General features: G+C 59.9%; 15 protein-coding genes. 8 read left to right on the top strand and 7 right to left on the bottom strand.

Annotated elements, in window-relative coordinates; genetic code table 11:
* Window positions 1-704: 704 nt before the first annotated feature.
* The 3 genes from ACMX25_RS33745 to ACMX25_RS33735 form a co-directional block, all read right to left on the bottom strand.
* Window positions 705-1,811, bottom strand: a complete 1,107-nt coding sequence (locus ACMX25_RS33745; RefSeq protein ID WP_299716319.1) for a GlxA family transcriptional regulator — start codon at window positions 1,809-1,811, stop codon at window positions 705-707.
* A gap of 277 nt (window positions 1,812-2,088) precedes the next feature.
* Window positions 2,089-2,223, bottom strand: coding sequence for a hypothetical protein (locus ACMX25_RS33740; RefSeq protein ID WP_414954234.1), 135 nt, complete (start codon window positions 2,221-2,223; stop codon window positions 2,089-2,091).
* A gap of 278 nt (window positions 2,224-2,501) precedes the next feature.
* Window positions 2,502-2,783 (bottom strand): hypothetical protein, encoded by a 282-nt coding sequence (locus ACMX25_RS33735; RefSeq protein ID WP_414954233.1) that lies wholly within the window; start codon window positions 2,781-2,783, stop codon window positions 2,502-2,504.
* A 324-nt stretch (window positions 2,784-3,107) separates the two neighbouring features.
* On the opposite strand from ACMX25_RS33735, the gene ACMX25_RS33730 reads away from it, so the two are divergent.
* From ACMX25_RS33730 to ACMX25_RS33700, 7 genes are read left to right on the top strand one after another with little or no spacing between them, the layout of a single operon-like run.
* Window positions 3,108-4,502: an L-serine ammonia-lyase gene (locus ACMX25_RS33730; RefSeq protein ID WP_414954232.1), complete on the top strand. Its 1,395-nt coding sequence runs from the start codon at window positions 3,108-3,110 to the stop codon at window positions 4,500-4,502.
* 28 nt (window positions 4,503-4,530) lie between these two features.
* Window positions 4,531-5,775: a sarcosine oxidase subunit beta family protein gene (locus ACMX25_RS33725; protein WP_414954231.1), complete on the top strand. Its 1,245-nt coding sequence runs from the start codon at window positions 4,531-4,533 to the stop codon at window positions 5,773-5,775.
* Between the two features lie 20 nt (window positions 5,776-5,795).
* Complete coding sequence (locus tag ACMX25_RS33720; protein WP_414954230.1) at window positions 5,796-6,098, top strand: sarcosine oxidase subunit delta; 303 nt, start codon at window positions 5,796-5,798, stop codon at window positions 6,096-6,098.
* Window positions 6,095-9,097, top strand: coding sequence for a sarcosine oxidase subunit alpha family protein (locus ACMX25_RS33715; RefSeq protein ID WP_414954229.1), 3,003 nt, complete (start codon window positions 6,095-6,097; stop codon window positions 9,095-9,097). The genes ACMX25_RS33720 and ACMX25_RS33715 overlap by 4 nt, the downstream gene beginning before the upstream one ends.
* Window positions 9,087-9,737: a sarcosine oxidase subunit gamma gene (locus ACMX25_RS33710; RefSeq protein WP_414954228.1), complete on the top strand. Its 651-nt coding sequence runs from the start codon at window positions 9,087-9,089 to the stop codon at window positions 9,735-9,737. Before ACMX25_RS33715 ends, ACMX25_RS33710 begins: the two co-directional genes overlap by 11 nt.
* Entirely contained in the window at window positions 9,734-10,192 is a 459-nt protein-coding gene (locus tag ACMX25_RS33705; protein WP_414954227.1) for a dihydroneopterin aldolase, read from the top strand. The genes ACMX25_RS33710 and ACMX25_RS33705 overlap by 4 nt, the downstream gene beginning before the upstream one ends.
* A 7-nt stretch (window positions 10,193-10,199) precedes the next feature.
* The gene (locus ACMX25_RS33700) at window positions 10,200-10,463 is read left to right on the top strand and encodes a hypothetical protein (RefSeq protein ID WP_414954226.1); all 264 of its coding nucleotides are present in this window, start codon (window positions 10,200-10,202) and stop codon (window positions 10,461-10,463) included.
* Window positions 10,464-10,546: 83 nt separating this feature from the next.
* Here the strand turns inward: ACMX25_RS33700 and betA are convergent, their stop codons facing one another.
* Genes betA through betI form a run of 3 tightly spaced genes read right to left on the bottom strand, consistent with a single transcriptional unit; the run spans window position 10,547 to window position 14,343 of the window.
* Window positions 10,547-12,235, bottom strand: a complete 1,689-nt coding sequence (gene betA, locus ACMX25_RS33695; protein WP_414954225.1) for a choline dehydrogenase — start codon at window positions 12,233-12,235, stop codon at window positions 10,547-10,549.
* An 18-nt stretch (window positions 12,236-12,253) separates the two neighbouring features.
* Complete coding sequence (betB, locus tag ACMX25_RS33690) at window positions 12,254-13,723, bottom strand: betaine-aldehyde dehydrogenase (RefSeq protein WP_414954224.1); 1,470 nt, start codon at window positions 13,721-13,723, stop codon at window positions 12,254-12,256.
* An 11-nt stretch (window positions 13,724-13,734) separates the two neighbouring features.
* Window positions 13,735-14,343 carry a transcriptional regulator BetI gene (gene betI, locus ACMX25_RS33685; protein ID WP_414954223.1) on the bottom strand — a complete coding sequence of 203 codons (609 nt, stop codon included), beginning with the start codon at window positions 14,341-14,343 and terminating at the stop codon, window positions 13,735-13,737.
* 224 nt (window positions 14,344-14,567) lie between these two features.
* Between betI and fdhA the strand changes: the two genes are divergently transcribed.
* Complete coding sequence (fdhA, locus tag ACMX25_RS33680; RefSeq protein WP_414954222.1) at window positions 14,568-15,767, top strand: formaldehyde dehydrogenase, glutathione-independent; 1,200 nt, start codon at window positions 14,568-14,570, stop codon at window positions 15,765-15,767.
* A 211-nt stretch (window positions 15,768-15,978) separates the two neighbouring features.
* Here the strand turns inward: fdhA and ACMX25_RS33675 are convergent.
* A partial coding sequence (locus ACMX25_RS33675) for an IS66 family transposase (RefSeq protein ID WP_414953521.1) occupies window positions 15,979-16,716 on the bottom strand: 738 nt, incomplete at its 5' end.

Genomic DNA, 16,716 nt, shown 5'->3' with positions numbered 1-16,716 from the left:
TGTCCACAGCGTGCAGTTTTTATTCATGGGTGCCCCAAAAGCACGGTGCTCGCCAGAGCCACGGATGTGTGAACCCCTCCTTCTCGCGAATCCTGACAGTAACACGCTTCGCCCCGTACGCTCTCGGGCAAGCACCGGTGCCAAGGAAACCCGCACGGCCTCACGCGTATGCCGTGCTGCTTCGTGGGTTAGCTATGAGTTTGCATTGTTATTTGCCGGGTTAGGCTTTATGCATTCTGCAGATCCATTTCTTGGTGGTCTAAAAAATGGTTCGGCATGCATACAAATTGGAGGTTGGCTTTCCGCGGATAGCGCGGGGCGCTCCTTGGGCAGGTTCAGTCGCTAGTGCTAGCCCGAGAGCGTACGGGGCGCAGCGTTTTACTGTCAGGATTCGCGAGAAGGAGGGTTTCAAACATCCTAAGCTCTGGCGAGCACCGTGCTTTTGGGGCACCCATGAATAGAAACTGCACGCTGTGGACACTTAGGGTAGAGCTGTTAAAAGCGTTTTCTTTGCTTCGTTTCTTTGTCGCTTTGGACAAAGAAATGACGCGCCGCCACGCGCAGTGGCTAATAGTGATAAAGAGAAAAGCCAACATAAAACGCGCGAAGACCTGGAAAGCAGCAACCCGGCACTGACCCCGACCGCCAACGCCAGAACCTATCCCCCGACCACTACCCCCAAACAGTGCGAACGACCCCCTCTTCTAAATCGCCTGCGCCCGCCCCGGAAAAGTCTCATCGAAATCTGCAGCAAGGTCGAGCGTCGCCACGCTCGCGGCATCGTCTGGCGTCGCCGTCCCACGCTGGTCACGATACATGATCGGTGGAAGCCCGAACTGCTTCCTGAACTCCCGCCCCAAATGCGACGCATCGGAAAAACCGCAACTCGATGCAATGTCCGCCACCGTCTTGTCGGAGCTCGTCAGCAACCAGGCCGCCGTGCGCAAGCGCACCTGCTTCGCATAAGCCTGCGGCGCCTTGCCGGTCTCCGCCTTGAACAAACGCTCCAACTGACGTGTCGATAAATCCAGCTTGTGCGCGAGCTCATCAAGCGTCAACGAACGCCCCACATGCTGCTCCATCAGCAGGATTGCCCGCTTCACCTTCGGATGCGTGGCGGGCGCAAGCCCCGGCGGATGCGGCTGCGGAGCATTGCCCTTCTGCATGTCATCGACCAGCAGAATGCGCAACGCTTTTTGCACCGTGGCAGCTTCAAAATGGCGCAACAGGATGGCCGCGGCAACATCAATCGATGCCCGTCCGCCCGAGCACGTAATGCGCCGGTGATCCATCACGAACAAACGATCCGCGACCAGCATCTCCTCGTTCACACCGGGAAAACGCTCGACGAAATCCCAGTAGTGAAACCAGCTCACGCAGATCCGATATCCCTCCAGCACGCCCGCCCGCATCAGCGAAAACACCCCCGTGCAAATGCCAACCAGCGTCGCGTCCGTGGTCGCGGCGCGGCGGATGAATTGCAGCGTGGCATCGCTCGCGCCCGCGCCGGAATGCAGCAAACCGCCCACGACGACCACGTAGTCAAACGGCTCAGCTTTCTCGAAGGTCTCCCACGGCGTGATCTGGATGCCGCAACTCGCGCGCACCGGCGCAAGCGTTTCCCCAATCACGCTCCACGAGCAGCGCACTGGCTTGCTGAAATCGCCTTCATCGGCCGATAGACGCAATAAATCGACGAAGCCGGAAAACGCCGTCAACGTGAAATTCGGCAACAACACAATGCCAAAACGGATGCGCTGTTTGGACGCCGTGTCGGGCGATTGAGGAGGGAGAAGATCAGCGGGATTCATGCGCTTGCCATTTGATGTGCAGCCGTCATTCGCGCCATAGGCGATGGGCGACATGACGACCCGGTAATCAATCAGCATATCACCGTCATTAAGGGGTTTGAAATACCGGGATTTACGCGGCTATCGAAGTGTTTGGCAGTCCACAACGGAAAACGGCTTGTCCTGATCAGGGCAAGCCGTCTCCGATAGCCGGCCGCCTGCCCGACTATTTTTAATCCATTAAGACTGGTTCAGTACAAAAGCCTATACGGGCTCAGCGCGGCCTCAGCAGCTCGGATTAATGAGCAGTGTGATCGACGTGCTTGGCCTTTGTGTACTTGTGGTGATGATGCGGCTTTGCATACGACATAGCCGGTGCGGCAATAGCCGCAACAATAAAGACCGCGAGGACTTTCTTCAGAATATTGTTCATGGGGCGAACCTGATGGGCGAGAGTTTGACGACTGGTTGATTCAAGCGCATTCGGAAATGCCGTCACAGTGTATATCAGCGTTTCTTAAATCCTGTAAGGATCAATAAGGCCGGCGCTGAAAGTGTTGTATACCGCCGACACGTCAATTTTGCGCCGAATTTCCGCCTCGCAATTCATCTCTCTTCTCTACCCGATTTGTTCCATCACCCCAGATTCCAAGATCGAAACAAGCGCAACCTGGCGCTCATGTAGCGCTTATGTGGCACTTTAAGGGGCGCTCAGCTGCCCGAACCGCTGGCGCTAACCGGCGCACCCGGGCCGCTCGGCGTTGCGGTGCCCATGCCGGTGGTTTTGCTACCCGTTGCAGCCTTGGTGTGCTTCATTTTCTTATGTTGCGACATGCCGGGATTTGCCGCCGTTCCAGCCGACTGGTTGGTGGTCTGAGCGTTGTCACCCGCTTGTAAGCCGGTGCTCGAGCTCGGCGGGTTACTTTGGGCGAAAGCCGTGCTTGAAATGCAAAGTACGGCGCCGATCGCGTATGCCATTGAGAAGTGCTTCATGCCGATTTCCTTTCTGTAGGACGGGCGAGCAGACGCCCATAGATTGTTGAAAGCGGGCAAGCCGACGTTCAAAAGCTTGCTCATCAGCTTATTCAGCATGCGACGTGCCACCACCCTGCCGCAGGCCTGCTCAGGCTCGTTACGCGCCCGCCGTCTGCCATTTTTTGTCGCCGATCATCGCTAATGCGCCTTGTCATCAACCCATGTTGCCGCGCTGACGCCGCCATCCCACGTGCATGCCGTTTTTGTTCTATCAGCGGAAATTGGCGTGCGGTGCAATGGCTACCTAGTGAAATCCCATGCAGTCCACCGATAAGGCACCCCATGAACGTCAGCGTTTTCGATCTGTTCAAGATCGGCATCGGTCCGTCAAGTTCGCATACGGTTGGCCCGATGATCGCAGCGTGCCGCTTCGCCTCGCATATCGAGGACGCGAACCTGCTGGCGTTCGTGCGTCGCGTGCGGGTGGATTTGTTCGGCTCGCTGGGCGCGACTGGCAAGGGCCACGGGACCGATAAAGCCGTGCTGCTTGGACTCGAAGGCAATCTCCCCGACTCGATCGCTCCGGATGCGATCGAACCGCGTCTGCGGGAGATCCGCGAGTGCAAGAGCCTGAATTTGCTTGGCAAGCACACGATCAAATTCGACGAGCGCGAGCACATTGGTTTCTTTCGCAAGCTGATGCCGGGCGCGCCCGGGTCGAGCGTGGTCCATCCGAACGGCATGCGCTTCCAGGCCTTCGATGAAAACGGCCAGCTCGTCGTCGAAAAAGAGTACTACTCGGTCGGCGGCGGTTTTGTGATTAACAGCGAGGGCACGCGCGTGAACGGCGTGCAAGCGAGCGGTGGCGTGCCGCACCCGTTCCGCACCGGCGACGACCTGATGCGCGTATGCCGCGAAACGGGTTTATCGATTGCCGAGATCACGATGCTCAACGAATCCGCATCGCGGCCGGCGCGTGAAGTGCGCGAAGGCTTGCTCGCGATCTGGCGCGTCATGGCGGCGTGCGTGGAACGCGGCTGCAAGGTGCGAGGCGAATTGCCCGGCCCGATGCACGTGAAGCGTCGCGCAGCAGACCTCTCCGCGCAGTTGCGCAAGCACTCGGAAGAGTCGTTGCGCGACCCGCTCTCCATGCTCGACTGGGTCAACCTCTATGCAATGGCCGTGAACGAGGAAAACGCAGCGGGCGGCCGCGTGGTGACCGCGCCCACGAACGGCGCGGCCGGCGTGATTCCCGCCGTGCTGCACTACTACGTGAAGTTCATGCACAACTCGACCGACGAGGGCATCGTCACGTTCCTGCTGACGGCAGCGGCTATCGGAATCATCTACAAGGAAACGGCGTCGATTTCCGGTGCTGAAGTGGGCTGCCAAGGCGAGGTTGGCGTGGCGTGTTCGATGGCCGCAGCGGCGCTCGCCGCTGTCATGGGCGGCACGCCGACGCAAGTCGAAAACGCCGCCGAGATCGGCATGGAACATAACCTCGGCATGACCTGCGACCCGGTTGGCGGGCTCGTGCAGATCCCCTGCATTGAACGCAACGCGATGGGTGCGATCAAGGCGCTCAACGCCGCACGCATGGCGATGAAGGGCGACGGCACGCACTACGTATCGCTCGATAACGTAATCAAGACCATGCGCGAAACCGGCGCTGACATGAAGACGAAATACAAGGAGACGTCACGCGGCGGATTGGCCGTGAACGTCATCGAGTGCTGATTTTTAAAGTTTTGCAAAAGGAAACACCATGAGCCGCTATTCGATATTCAGCCTGTTGCGCAACGGCATGTCATATCACGAGAACTGGGAGCGCCAGTGGAAAAGCCCGGAGCCGAAGCAGGAATACGACGTCGTGATCGTCGGCGGCGGCGGGCATGGTCTTGCGACTGCCTACTATCTTGCCAAGGAACATGGCGTGCGCAATGTCGCCGTGCTCGAGAAGGGCTGGATCGGCGGTGGCAATACGGCACGCAACACGACCATCGTGCGCTCGAATTATCTGTGGGACGAATCGGCGGCGTTGTACGAAAAAGCGATGCAGTTATGGGAAGGACTCTCGCAAGATTTGAACTACAACGTAATGTTCAGCCAGCGCGGCGTGATGAACCTCGCGCATACGCTGCAAGACGTTCGAGATACTGAACGTCGCGTCAACGCGAACCGCTTGAACGGTGTGGATGCAGAATTCCTCACGCCTGAACAGATCAAGCAGATTGAGCCGACCATCAATTTGAATAGCCGTTATCCGGTGCTGGGTGCGTCCATCCAGCGTCGCGGTGGCGTGGCGCGTCACGACGCCGTGGCCTGGGGCTTTGCGCGCGGCGCGGATCAGGCAGGCGTGGATATCGTGCAGAACTGCCAGGTCACGGGCATTCGCCGTAACGGCAGCCAGGTGATCGGCGTGGATACCACGAAGGGTTTTATCAAGGCGAAGAAGGTAGCGGTCGTAGCTGCCGGCAACACCTCCACACTCGCCGATATGGCCGGTATCCGGCTTCCGCTGGAAAGCCATCCGTTGCAAGCGCTGGTGTCCGAGCCGATCAAGCCCGTGGTCAATACGGTGGTGATGTCGAACGCGGTGCACGCGTACATCAGCCAGTCCGATAAGGGCGATCTCGTGATCGGCGCTGGTGTTGACCAGTACACGGGCTTCGGCCAGCGCGGCAGTTTTCACATCATCGAAGGGACGCTTGAGGCGATCGTCGAGATGTTCCCGGTGTTCTCGCGCGTGCGCATGAATCGTCAATGGGGCGGGATTGTGGATGTGTCGCCGGATGCGTGCCCGATCATCAGCAAGACCGATGTGAAGGGCCTTTACTTCAACTGCGGCTGGGGTACGGGTGGCTTCAAGGCGACGCCGGGTTCGGGTTGGGCCTATGCGCACACCATCGCGCACGACGAGCCTCACGCGCTGAACGCGCCGTTCTCCATCGACCGTTTCTACACGGGTCACTTGATCGACGAACACGGCGCTGCGGCCGTCGCCCACTAACCTGCATCTGGAGAAAAGACATGTTGCTGATTGAATGCCCCTGGTGCGGGCCCCGCGCCGAAAGCGAATTCTCGTGCGGCGGCGAAGCCGATATCGCGCGCCCGCTCGACACCGAGAAGCTCACCGATAAGGAATGGGGCGACTACCTGTTCATGCGGAAAAATCCGCGCGGCGTCCATCGTGAACAATGGATGCATACGCAAGGTTGCCGCCGCTGGTTCATGGCACAACGCGACACCGTGAGCTACGCATTCCAGGGCTATGAAACGTTCGCCCGGCCGCTTGCCGTGATGGAACAGAAAGACGAAGGACAACCGACATGAGCCAGAAAGACCGACTCGCCACGGGCGGGCGCATCAACCGCGCCATTGCGCTTACGTTCACGTTCAACGGCAAGACGTATCAGGGCCATCAAGGCGATACGCTCGCCTCCGCGCTGCTCGCAAACGGCGTGCATTTCGTGGCGCGCAGCTGGAAGTACCACCGGCCGCGCGGCATTGTGACGGCCGATGTGGCGGAACCGAATGCCGTCGTTCAGCTTGAAACCGGCGCTTATACCGTGCCGAATGCACGCGCCACCGAGATCGAGTTGTATCAGGGGCTGGTGGCCAACAGCGTGAACGCCAAGCCGAGCATCGAGAACGATCGCATGGCGGTGAACCAGAAGATCGCCCGGTTTATTCCGGCGGGCTTCTACTACAAGACCTTCATGTGGCCGCGCAAGTTCTGGCCGAAATACGAAGAAGTGATCCGCGATGCAGCCGGTCTCGGCAAGGCGCCGGAACACGTCGATGCAGATCGCTACGACAAGTGCTTCGCGCATTGCGACGTGCTCGTGGTCGGCGCCGGCCCTTCGGGTCTGGCTGCGGCGCATGCGGCCGGCCTGTCAGGTGCACGCGTGATTCTCGTCGATGACCAGCCGGAACTCGGCGGTTCGCTGCTCTCGTATCGCACCGAAATAGACGGCGCACCCGGCTTGAAGTGGGCGCAAAAGATTGAAGCTGAATTGCGCAAGATGCCGGATGTGAAGATCCTGTGCCGTAGCACGGCGTTCGGATATCAGGACCACAATCTCGTTACCATCACGCAGCGCTTGACCGAGCATCTGCCGGTATCGATGCGCAAAGGCACGCGCGAGTTGCTGTGGAAAGTGCGTGCAAAGCGCGTCATTCTCGCCACGGGCGCGCAGGAACGTCCGATTGTGTTCGGCAACAATGATCTGCCGGGCGTGATGCTGGCGTCGGCGGTGTCGTCGTATTTGCATCGCTATGCGGTCCTGCCGGGACGCAATGCAATCGTGTTCACGAACAACGACAGCGGCTACCAATGCGCGCTCGATCTGAAAGCGGCAGGCGCGCAGGTGACGGTAGTGGATCCGCGTCTCGCCAGCGACAAGGGCGCACTTCAGGGCCAAGCAAAACGCCATGGCGTGAAGGTCCTGAATGGCTCCGTGGTGACCGTGGCGCACGGCAAGTTGCGCGTGGCGTCGGTTGAGGTCAGTGCCTATTCGATCGGAACCGTTGACGTGAAGCAAGCGGACCTGCCTTGCGATCTGCTCGCGGTCTCTGGCGGCTGGAGCCCGATCCTGCACCTGTTCGCACAGTCCGGCGGCAAGGCGCACTGGCACGACGAAAAGCTCTGCTTCGTCCCCGGCAAAGCGATGCAGGCCGAGAGCAGCGTAGGCGCGTGCGCCGGTGAATTCACGCTCGCCCGTGCAATCCGTTTCGCCGTCGATGCAGGCGTGGACGCCGCGCGTGCCGCAGGTTTGATCGTGGCGCGCCCGACACCCGTGCAAGTGGCCGAGGTCAGCGAAGCACCGCTCATGCCGTTGTGGCTCGTCGGTGGCCGTGAGCTGGCGACACGGGGTCCTAAGCAATTTATCGATTATCAAAACGACGTGTCCGCCGCCGATATCTTCCTCGCCGCGCGCGAAGGGTTTGAGTCGGTGGAGCACGTGAAGCGTTACACGGCGATGGGCTTTGGCACGGACCAGGGCAAGCTCGGCAACATCAACGGCATGGCGATTCTTGCTCAGGCGCTGAACAAGACCATCCCTGAAACCGGGACCACGACCTTCCGTCCGAACTACACGCCGGTCACGTTCGGTACGTTCGCGGGCCGTGAGCTGGGCGAGTTCCTCGATCCGGTTCGCAAGACCGCTGTGCACGAATGGCACGTGGAAAACGGCGCGGAGTTCGAAGATGTCGGCAACTGGAAACGGCCTTGGTACTACCCGAAGAACGGTGAAGGCATGCACGCGGCAGTGGCGCGCGAGTCGCTGGCAACGCGCACGAGCGTCGGCATTCTCGACGCATCGACGCTGGGCAAGATCGACATCCAGGGCCCCGATGCTGCGAAGCTGCTCAACTGGGTCTATACGAACCCGTGGAGCAAGCTGGAAGTCGGCAAGTGCCGCTACGGCCTGATGCTCGATGAAAACGGCATGATCTTCGACGACGGCGTGACCGTGCGCCTCGCCGACCAGCACTACATGATGACGACCACGACCGGCGGCGCTGCGCGCGTGCTGACATGGCTCGAGCGCTGGCTGCAAACCGAGTGGCCCGACATGCGGGTACGGCTGGCATCGGTAACCGATCACTGGGCGACGTTCGCAGTTGTCGGCCCTAACAGCCGCAAGGTGTTGCAGAAGGTCTGTCGCGATATCGACTTCGCCAACGCTGCGTTCCCGTTCATGAGTTATCGCGAGGGGACGGTGGCGGGAGCGGCGTCGCGAATCATGCGCATCAGCTTTTCCGGCGAACTCGCTTATGAAATCAACGTGCCGGCGAATGTTGGGCGTGCTGTGTGGGAAGCGCTGATGGCCGCCGGCGCCGAGTTCGACATTACGCCCTACGGTACGGAAACCATGCACGTGTTGCGTGCCGAGAAGGGTTACATCATCGTCGGGCAGGATACCGACGGCTCGATGACCCCGTACGACCTCGGCATGGGCGGACTGGTCGCGAAGTCGAAGGACTTCCTCGGCAAGCGTTCGCTGACGCGCTCGGATACGGCTAAGGCGGGGAGGAAGCAACTTGTCGGCTTGCTGACCGAAGATGCGTCGTTCGTGCTTCCCGAAGGTTCGCAGATCGTGCCGGGTCCGTTCACCGGCGACACCGCGCCCATGCTTGGCCACGTCACATCGAGCTATTTCAGCCCCATTTTAAAGCGCTCGATCGCGATGGCCGTCATCAAGGGCGGTCTCGACAAGATCGGCGAGTCGGTGATGATCCCGCTCGCGAACGGCAAACAGATGCCGGCAAAAATCACCAGCTCGGTGTTCTACGACAGCGAAGGAGCACGTCAACATGTGGAATGAAAATAGAAGCAACCAGACGGTCGTGGATCGCGCAATCGGGCAAGGCGTGTGGCAGGAGTCACCGCTTGTGGGCGTAGATGGCCTGCTGAAAAAACATCAGGCGAGTGCATCGAAAGCGTTCCGTCTGGTCGAGCGGCCGTTCCTCGAACTGGTCAATCTTCGTGGTGATTTGCGCGATGCCGCGTTCGTTGCCGCAGTTGAAAGCGTGATTGGTTGCAAGCCGCCCGAGAAGCCGAATACAACGGCGACGGGCAACGGCTATGACCTGATGTGGCTCGGTCCTGATGAGTGGCTGGTGCGCTCGGCCGCTGCGCATTCCGCAACGCACGCCGCGCCAATGGAAGCCAGGTTGCGCGAGGCGTTCAACGGATTGTTCGCAGCGGCAGTCGATATCGGCAGCGGTTACACCGTCCTCGAAATCAGCGGCACGCGCACGCGTGAAGTGCTCGCGCGCGGTTGTCCGCTCGATCTGCATCCGAGTTTGTTCGGCGTCGGCCAATGTGCGCAAAGCCATTACTTCAAGGCCTCCGTGACGGTGTTACCAACCGGTGAAGACAGCTTCGACCTCGTGATCCGCCGTAGTTTTGCGGACTACTTCGTGAAGATGATGCTCGACGCGGCCGAGCCGCTGATGTCGTGAAACCGTACGAACCATTCGAAACATTAAGGCCCGGCGGACGAGGCTGGCGCATCGTTGTCGATGAGCTCGTGGTGCCTACGCGCATCGGCTTGTATGCCAGAGAGCATCTGGCGCCGCAGCCCGTTGCCATCGATGCAAGCCTGCATTATCGAGGCGTGCCGGCCGAAGAGAATGCGCACGAACTGATTGATTACGAGGCGTGGTGCGCCGGTGTGTCGGACTATCTGGAGAGCAAGCCGCATACACGCTTGCTCGAAACGCTCGCGGTGGAAATAGCGGCAATGTCGTTTACGCAATGGCCCGCGCTCGACGCGCTGACGCTGCAGCTTTACAAGCCGAAGATTCGCGAAGGCACGCGGCGCGTGGGCGTTGAACTCGACTGGCATCGTGCGGATTTCGATGCGTGGCGAGCGTCAACTGGGGTGAATACAGAGCATGCGATGGTTAAGGGCTGAAACGGCCATGACGTCGACGCGCGTTCAAACTGCCGGACTTTCGCAACTTGCATGCGAGCAGCGTGATCCTCATGCGGCGCTCGCATTGCTTGATCACAGCCTCGCGCTCGGGCATCGGCGAATTGCGTTGATCCGCTATTTGCATGCGCAGTATCTGGGTGCGCCGCTGGAGCGGCGCCACCATGAGTATGTTCACAAAGTGGCTGCACGATTAAGTACCGAGACGATCGCGCGCATAGCGATGGCCGCGCGTGCTCGGATCGAGGGGTGATCTAGCTTCTGTGCTTCCAGTCGACTAAATCTAAAGGGCATAGCGGCTGCCAAGCCGCCATCCCCTTTTGTATGCATTACTCACTACAACGCAGCGATCGCATCCGCCTTCCGCGCCTTCGCTCCATGCGCGACGAAATACGGCGTATCAACACGCGCTAACGGCTCGCGTCCCCGGATCTTGTCCGCGATTTTTTCCGCCAGCATGATGGTCGGCGCATTCAGGTTGCCGGTCACGATCAGCGGCATGATCGACGCGTCCACCACGCGCAGCGATTCAAGACCGTGCACGCGGCCTTCGTTATCTACCACAGCCAGCTCGTCGTAACCCATCTTGCACGAGCACGAAGGATGGAACGCCGTCTCAGCACGTTGTTTGACGAACGCGTCCAGTTGATCGTCTGTAGTGAGATCCGCGCCTGGATGCAGCTCGCGTCCCCGATATTTTTGCAATGCCGGCTGATGCATGATCTCGCGCGTAATGCGGATCGCGTCGCGGAATTCTCGCCAGTCGAGCGGGTCCGACATGTAGTTGAACAAGATGCTCGGGTGCGCGTTCGGATCGCGTGACTTCAGCTTGATACGCCCGCGGCTTGGTGAACGCATTGAACCCACGTGCGCCTGGAAGCCATGCATCTTGATCGGGTTGGAACCGTTGTAATTGATCGCGACGGGAAGGAAATGGTATTGGATGTTGGGCCAAAGATCGTCGTCGCGCGTACGTATGAAGCCACCCGCCTCGAACTGATTGCTCGCACCAATGCCGGTACCGTTCAACATCCATTCAAGCCCGATCTGCGGCTGGTTCCACCATTGCAGCGCAGGGTAAAGCGACACGGGCTCAAGGCATTCGTATTGCATGTACATCTCCAGATGATCCTGGAGATTCTCACCGACGCCCGGTAAGTCATGCACTAGAGGCACGTCAAGTTCGCGCAGCCATGTCGATCGGCCGACACCGGAACGCTGCAGTAATTGCGGAGACGCAATCGCGCCGCTGCATACCAGCACCTCCCGGCGCACGTGCGCGGTGACGCGTTCACCACCATGAAGATACGCGACGCCAATCGCTTTTTTCCCAGTGAACAGGACGCGGTCCGTAACAGCATGCGTGACGATCGTGAGATTCGGACGACCTTTCGCGCGGTCGAGATATCCACGGGCGGTACTCGAGCGGCGGCCCTTCGGCGTCACGGTCCGGTCCATCGGGCCGAAACCTTCCTGGCTATAACCGTTGAGGTCACCGGTACGGGGATAACCGGCCTGCACGCCCGCTTCGACCATCGCTGCGAACAAAGGATTGTTGCCGGGCTTGGAGGTCGTCACGTGCACCGGACCGTCGCCGCCGTGATATGCGTTCGGTCCGGCATCGCGTGTTTCGGCTTTGCGAAAATATGGCAGGCAATCGGAATAGGTCCAGTTTTCAAGGCCTTGTCGCTCGGCCCAGCCGTCATAGTCGAGCGCGTTGCCGCGGATGTAGCACATGCCGTTGATCAGCGATGAACCGCCCAGTCCTTTGCCGCGGCCGCATTCCATGCGACGGTTGTTCATGTGCGGCTCGGGATCGGTTTCGTACGCCCAGTTATAGCGCCTTCCCTGCAGCGGAAACGCCAGCGCGGCAGGCATTTGCGTGCGGAAGTCGAAGCGGTAGTCCGGTCCGCCCGCTTCGAGCAGCAGCACGGTTAGGTCGGGGTCTTCGGTGAGACGCGAGGCGAGCACGTTGCCCGCCGAACCCGCTCCCACGACGATGTAGTCGAACTCGTTCGCGCTCATCGCTTGGCTCCTTGGTTCTTAGAATGCGGGTTGGTAGGGACCCAGCTCGACCTGCACGGACTTGATGCTCGTGTAGTGCTCCAGCGTGGTGATACCGTTTTCGCGGCCTACGCCCGACTGCTTGTATCCGCCCACGGGCATTTCAGCAGGCGATTCACCCCACGTATTGATCCAGCAGATACCCGCTTGAAGCGCATGAATCACACGATGCGCACGCGACAGGTTCTCCGTGACCACGCCCGCGGCGAGACCGTATTCGGTGGCGTTGGCACGATCAATCACTTCGCTTTCCTCATCGAATGCGAGGATGCTCATGACCGGCCCGAAAATCTCTTCGCGAACAATGCGCATGTCGTCGCTGCAATCGGTGAAGATGGTCGGCTCGACGTATTGCCCTTGGGCGAACGCGTCATGAATGATGCGCGATCCGCCGGCAATCAGCCGTGCGCCTTCTTGCTTGCCGCTTTCAATGAAGCCCAAAACCTTTTGCAATTGCGCAGCGCTGACAAGCGGGCCGAAGTTGGTGTTGACATCGGTTGGTAAGCCTACGCGAATGCGCTTTACGCGCTCCAGAATGAGCGATTCGAAGCGTTCGTATACCGGGCGTTGCACGAACACCCGCGTACCGTTCGTGCAGACCTGGCCGGAGCTGAAGAAGTTGGCGCTCATTGCAATGTCGGCGGCGCGTTCGAGATTGGCGTCGTCGAAAATGACGAGCGGGGACTTGCCTCCCAGTTCCATCGTCACTTCCTTCATCGACGAACCGCCGGCCATCGACATCACTTTCTTGCCTGTCTCGACACCGCCCGTGAACGACACCTTCGCGATGTCCGGATGCGCAGCGAGCAATGCGCCCACGCGGCCGTCGCCCTGCACGACGTTGAACACGCCGTCGGGGACACCGGCCTCGGAATAGATCTCAGCGAGTTTTAATGTGCTGAGCGGCGTGATTTCGCTGGGCTTGAAGATCATCGCGTTGCCTGCGGCGAGGGCGGGCGCCGACTTCCAGCAGGCGATCTGGACCGGATAATTCCATGCGCCAATTCCCGCGCACACGCCCAGCGGTTCGCGCCGCGTATAGACGAACGAGCTCGGGCGCAGCGGGATTTGCTGACCTTCTATGGCCGTTGCAAGCCCGGCGTAGTACTCGATGACATCGGCGCCTGTGACAATATCCACGGCGCGCGTTTCCGCGACTGGCTTGCCCGTGTCGCGGGTTTCGAGCTCGGCGAGTTCGTCGTTGCGCTCGCGTAGGATATCCACCGCGCGCCGCAGGATGCGCGAGCGTTGCATTGCGGTCATCGCGGCCCATTCACGCTGTCCTCCACGCGCCGAGCGTACAGCGCGATCAATATCCGCTGCGCTTGCCTGTTGAACGCTCGCGAGCGTTTCGCCCGTGGCGGGGTCGAGCGTGTCGAAGGTTTCGCCGCTGGTGGCGTCGACGTAAGCGCCGCCAATGTACAAGCGCTGCAATTCGAAAACGGGCATGGTGTAGTCCTTTAAGTGAGGGTCCGGCCCCGCGTGTCGCGTGGATCAAGCATGAGGTCGATGTAATCGTTGGCAAGGCGCATGGCCGCTCTCGTGTCGAACGGCTCGCCGGACAGTGCGCCGCGCAACCACAAGCCGTCGATCAGCGCCGCCAATCCGCTTGCCGCGCGACGCGCGGCGGCGCGGGGCAGCGCCTTCGAAAAATCGGCGCATAAATTGGAATACAGGCGACGCGTGTTGACGTTTTGCAGCCGCCGCAATTGCGGTTTGTGCATGCTCTCCGACCAGAACGCGAGCCACGTCTTCATCACGGGATTGTTGACTTGCGCGGCATCGAAATTCGCCGCCACTACCGCACGCAAACGCGCCCGTGGATCGTCTTTTGCGGCCCGGCGCCTGCGCGATGTTGCGTTCCACAGGTCTCGTAGCACATGGCGCATGGTGGCTTCGAGCAGGCTGTCCTTGTCGCCGAAATAATGACTGACGATACCCGTGGAGATGCTTGCGCGCTGCGCAACCGATGCCAGCGTTGTGCCGGCTAGACCCGCATGGTCGATGCTCAGCAGCGTGGCGTCGATCAGCTGCGCCCGGCGGATTTCGCGCATTCCTAGCTTGGGCATGGGTTTTTATCGAAGAAGCTTCAGGAAAACAAGGATTGAATCCTAGGTATTTTATATTGATTGGTCAATCAATATAAAACCGCCATGTCGGTTTCTGCCAAACCCATGTCGCGTTCGATGCGCGTCCGAGGCGCGCCACAGGTCTACGCTCGTTAGGCGGTGCATGGTTGTGTTTTGCCGTGCAGATCGTCCACGAGACAAGGATCGAGACTAGGAGACAGGCAATGAGCAGTAATCGCGGTGTCGTGTATCTGGGGCAGGGCAAGGTTGAAGTGCAATCCATCGACTATCCGAAGATGGTCGATCCACGCGGCCGGCAAATCGGGCATGGCGTGATTCTCAAGGTGGTCACCACGAATATTTGCGGGTCAGACCAGCACATGGTGCGAGGCCGCACGACGGCTCAGGTCGGCCTCGTGCTCGGGCACGAGATCACCGGTGAGGTGATCGAGGTTGGGCGCGATGTGGAGACGCTCAAGATTGGCGATTTGGTGTCCGTGCCGTTTAACGTGGCTTGCGGCCGTTGTCCGACTTGCAAGGCGCAAAACACGGGCGTGTGCCTTAACGTCAATCCGTCGCGCGCGGGCGGCGCTTACGGGTACGTGGATATGGGCGGCTGGATTGGCGGTCAGGCTGAATACGTGCTGGTTCCGTATGCTGATTTCAATCTTCTGAAGTTTCCCGATCGCGACCAGGCGATGTCGAAGATTCGCGATCTCACGTGCCTTTCCGATATCTTGCCGACGGGTTATCACGGCGCCGTGATGGCCGGCGTGAAGCCGGGTTCGACCGTGTATATCGCAGGTGCGGGGCCGGTTGGGATGGCTGCTGCGGCATCGGCGCGTTTGCTTGGCGCGGCTTGTACGATCGTCGGCGATATGAACGAGGAGCGTCTCGCGCACGCACGCAAGGTGGGATTCGAGACGGTGGATCTGTCGAAGGATGCGACGCTTGGCGAGCAGATCGCGGCTATTCTCGGTACGCCAGAAGTGGATTGCGCGGTCGATTGCGTCGGCTTTGAAGCGCATGGTCATGGCAGCAGCGGAAGTCATCAGGAAGCGCCCGCTACGGTGCTTAATTCGCTGATGGAAATCACGCGGGTGGCGGGGGCGATTGGTATTCCGGGCCTTTATGTCACGGACGATCCGGGTGCCGCTGACGCTGCCGCGAAGAAGGGCGCGTTGAGTATTCGCTTTGGGCTTGGTTGGGCGAAATCACATTCGTTCTTTACTGGGCAGACGCCGGTCATGAAGTACAACCAGAATCTGATGCAAGCCATTTTGTGGGATCGTTTGCCGATTGCGGATATCGTTAATGTGTCGGTGGTGACGCTCGATCAGGCGCCGGATGGATATCGGCAGTTTGACGGCGGTGCGCCGCGCAAGTTTGTGATCGATCCGCATGGGATGTTGAAAGCGGCCTAAGGTGTGGGTTCGCACCCGGGGTTCGCTTCGGGTGCAGGTTCTGGCGTTGGCGGTCGGGGGTTTTGTTGGGTTGCACGGGTTTTGGCGTTAGCGGTCTGGTTCAATGCCGGGTTGTTGCTTTCCAAGTCTTCGCGAGTTTAGTGTTGGATGTCTTCTTTATCACTATTAGCCACTGTGCGTGGCGGCACGTCATTTCTTTGTCCAAAGGTAACTAGTCAGCAGCTAAAGGCGAGGGAACGTGTCCAGCGAAGCTGAGAGCGAGCGCGGCCATGAGCGGGCGACGTTGTTTGCGCAGGGTAGCCAGATACGATCGGATGATGCAAAACGCCTGAAGTCCGCGCGCGGTGCGGAAGCACCCCGACACCTTTTGTTTGAGCTTGGGCATTCTGATATCGCGTTCGGCTTGGTTATTGTCAAATGGGACGCGATGGTCGGCGATAAAGCGCCACACTTGCTTGGCATGACGCTCGAGCCGGCCCAACAGATTGTAGGCTTCGCTTTGTTTGATTCTGCCGCGCACATCTTGACGCGTCGGGTCACGAGCCTGCTGCGGGTTAAGCTTACGGCCTTGCTTGATCAAGGCGCGGCTGCGTCGCTGATAGTGGTTTGTGCGCGTGTGGTTCAAGCTCGTATGGCCGCTGGCGATGCTGTGATCGACCTCGCGCTTGGCCTGGCGCAGCAGCTTGAGCATGTGTTCGGCCCAGGGCTGCTGGGTGGATTCCCATACCCCGATCAACTCACGCATATGATGCGCGTTGCATAACGCATGCTCGCAGTCGTAGTAGGTGTAAGGCACCCAGCCGTCGTGCACCGCGACCCCGGTAAATAAGGGCAGGATGCCGAAGCTGTCCAGTGCTTCGCGGCCACGCGTGCGGTGCGAGCCATACCACGTCAGCGCCTGGGTCGAGGCCGTGTGCAGCCAGTGCAGGATAGGTCCCACGCGCATGCC

The sequence above is a fragment of the Caballeronia eucalypticola genome (assembly GCF_047608185.1).
Taxonomy (GTDB): Bacteria; Pseudomonadota; Gammaproteobacteria; order Burkholderiales; family Burkholderiaceae; genus Caballeronia.
The sequence above is the reverse complement of the archived record's forward strand: the minus strand, read 5'-3'. Positions and strand labels throughout refer to the sequence as shown.

Coding starts and splice junctions, on each gene's coding strand:
- ACMX25_RS33745 (WP_299716319.1), bottom strand. CDS start 1,811: ATGAATCCCGCTGATCTTCTCCCTCCTCAATCGCCCGACACGGCGTCC.
- ACMX25_RS33740 (WP_414954234.1), bottom strand. CDS start 2,223: ATGAACAATATTCTGAAGAAAGTCCTCGCGGTCTTTATTGTTGCGGCT.
- ACMX25_RS33735 (WP_414954233.1), bottom strand. CDS start 2,783: ATGAAGCACTTCTCAATGGCATACGCGATCGGCGCCGTACTTTGCATT.
- ACMX25_RS33730 (WP_414954232.1), top strand. CDS start 3,108: ATGAACGTCAGCGTTTTCGATCTGTTCAAGATCGGCATCGGTCCGTCA.
- ACMX25_RS33725 (WP_414954231.1), top strand. CDS start 4,531: ATGAGCCGCTATTCGATATTCAGCCTGTTGCGCAACGGCATGTCATAT.
- ACMX25_RS33720 (WP_414954230.1), top strand. CDS start 5,796: ATGTTGCTGATTGAATGCCCCTGGTGCGGGCCCCGCGCCGAAAGCGAA.
- ACMX25_RS33715 (WP_414954229.1), top strand. CDS start 6,095: ATGAGCCAGAAAGACCGACTCGCCACGGGCGGGCGCATCAACCGCGCC.
- ACMX25_RS33710 (WP_414954228.1), top strand. CDS start 9,087: ATGTGGAATGAAAATAGAAGCAACCAGACGGTCGTGGATCGCGCAATC.
- ACMX25_RS33700 (WP_414954226.1), top strand. CDS start 10,200: ATGACGTCGACGCGCGTTCAAACTGCCGGACTTTCGCAACTTGCATGC.
- betA (WP_414954225.1), bottom strand. CDS start 12,235: ATGAGCGCGAACGAGTTCGACTACATCGTCGTGGGAGCGGGTTCGGCG.
- betB (WP_414954224.1), bottom strand. CDS start 13,723: ATGCCCGTTTTCGAATTGCAGCGCTTGTACATTGGCGGCGCTTACGTC.
- betI (WP_414954223.1), bottom strand. CDS start 14,343: ATGCCCAAGCTAGGAATGCGCGAAATCCGCCGGGCGCAGCTGATCGAC.
- fdhA (WP_414954222.1), top strand. CDS start 14,568: ATGAGCAGTAATCGCGGTGTCGTGTATCTGGGGCAGGGCAAGGTTGAA.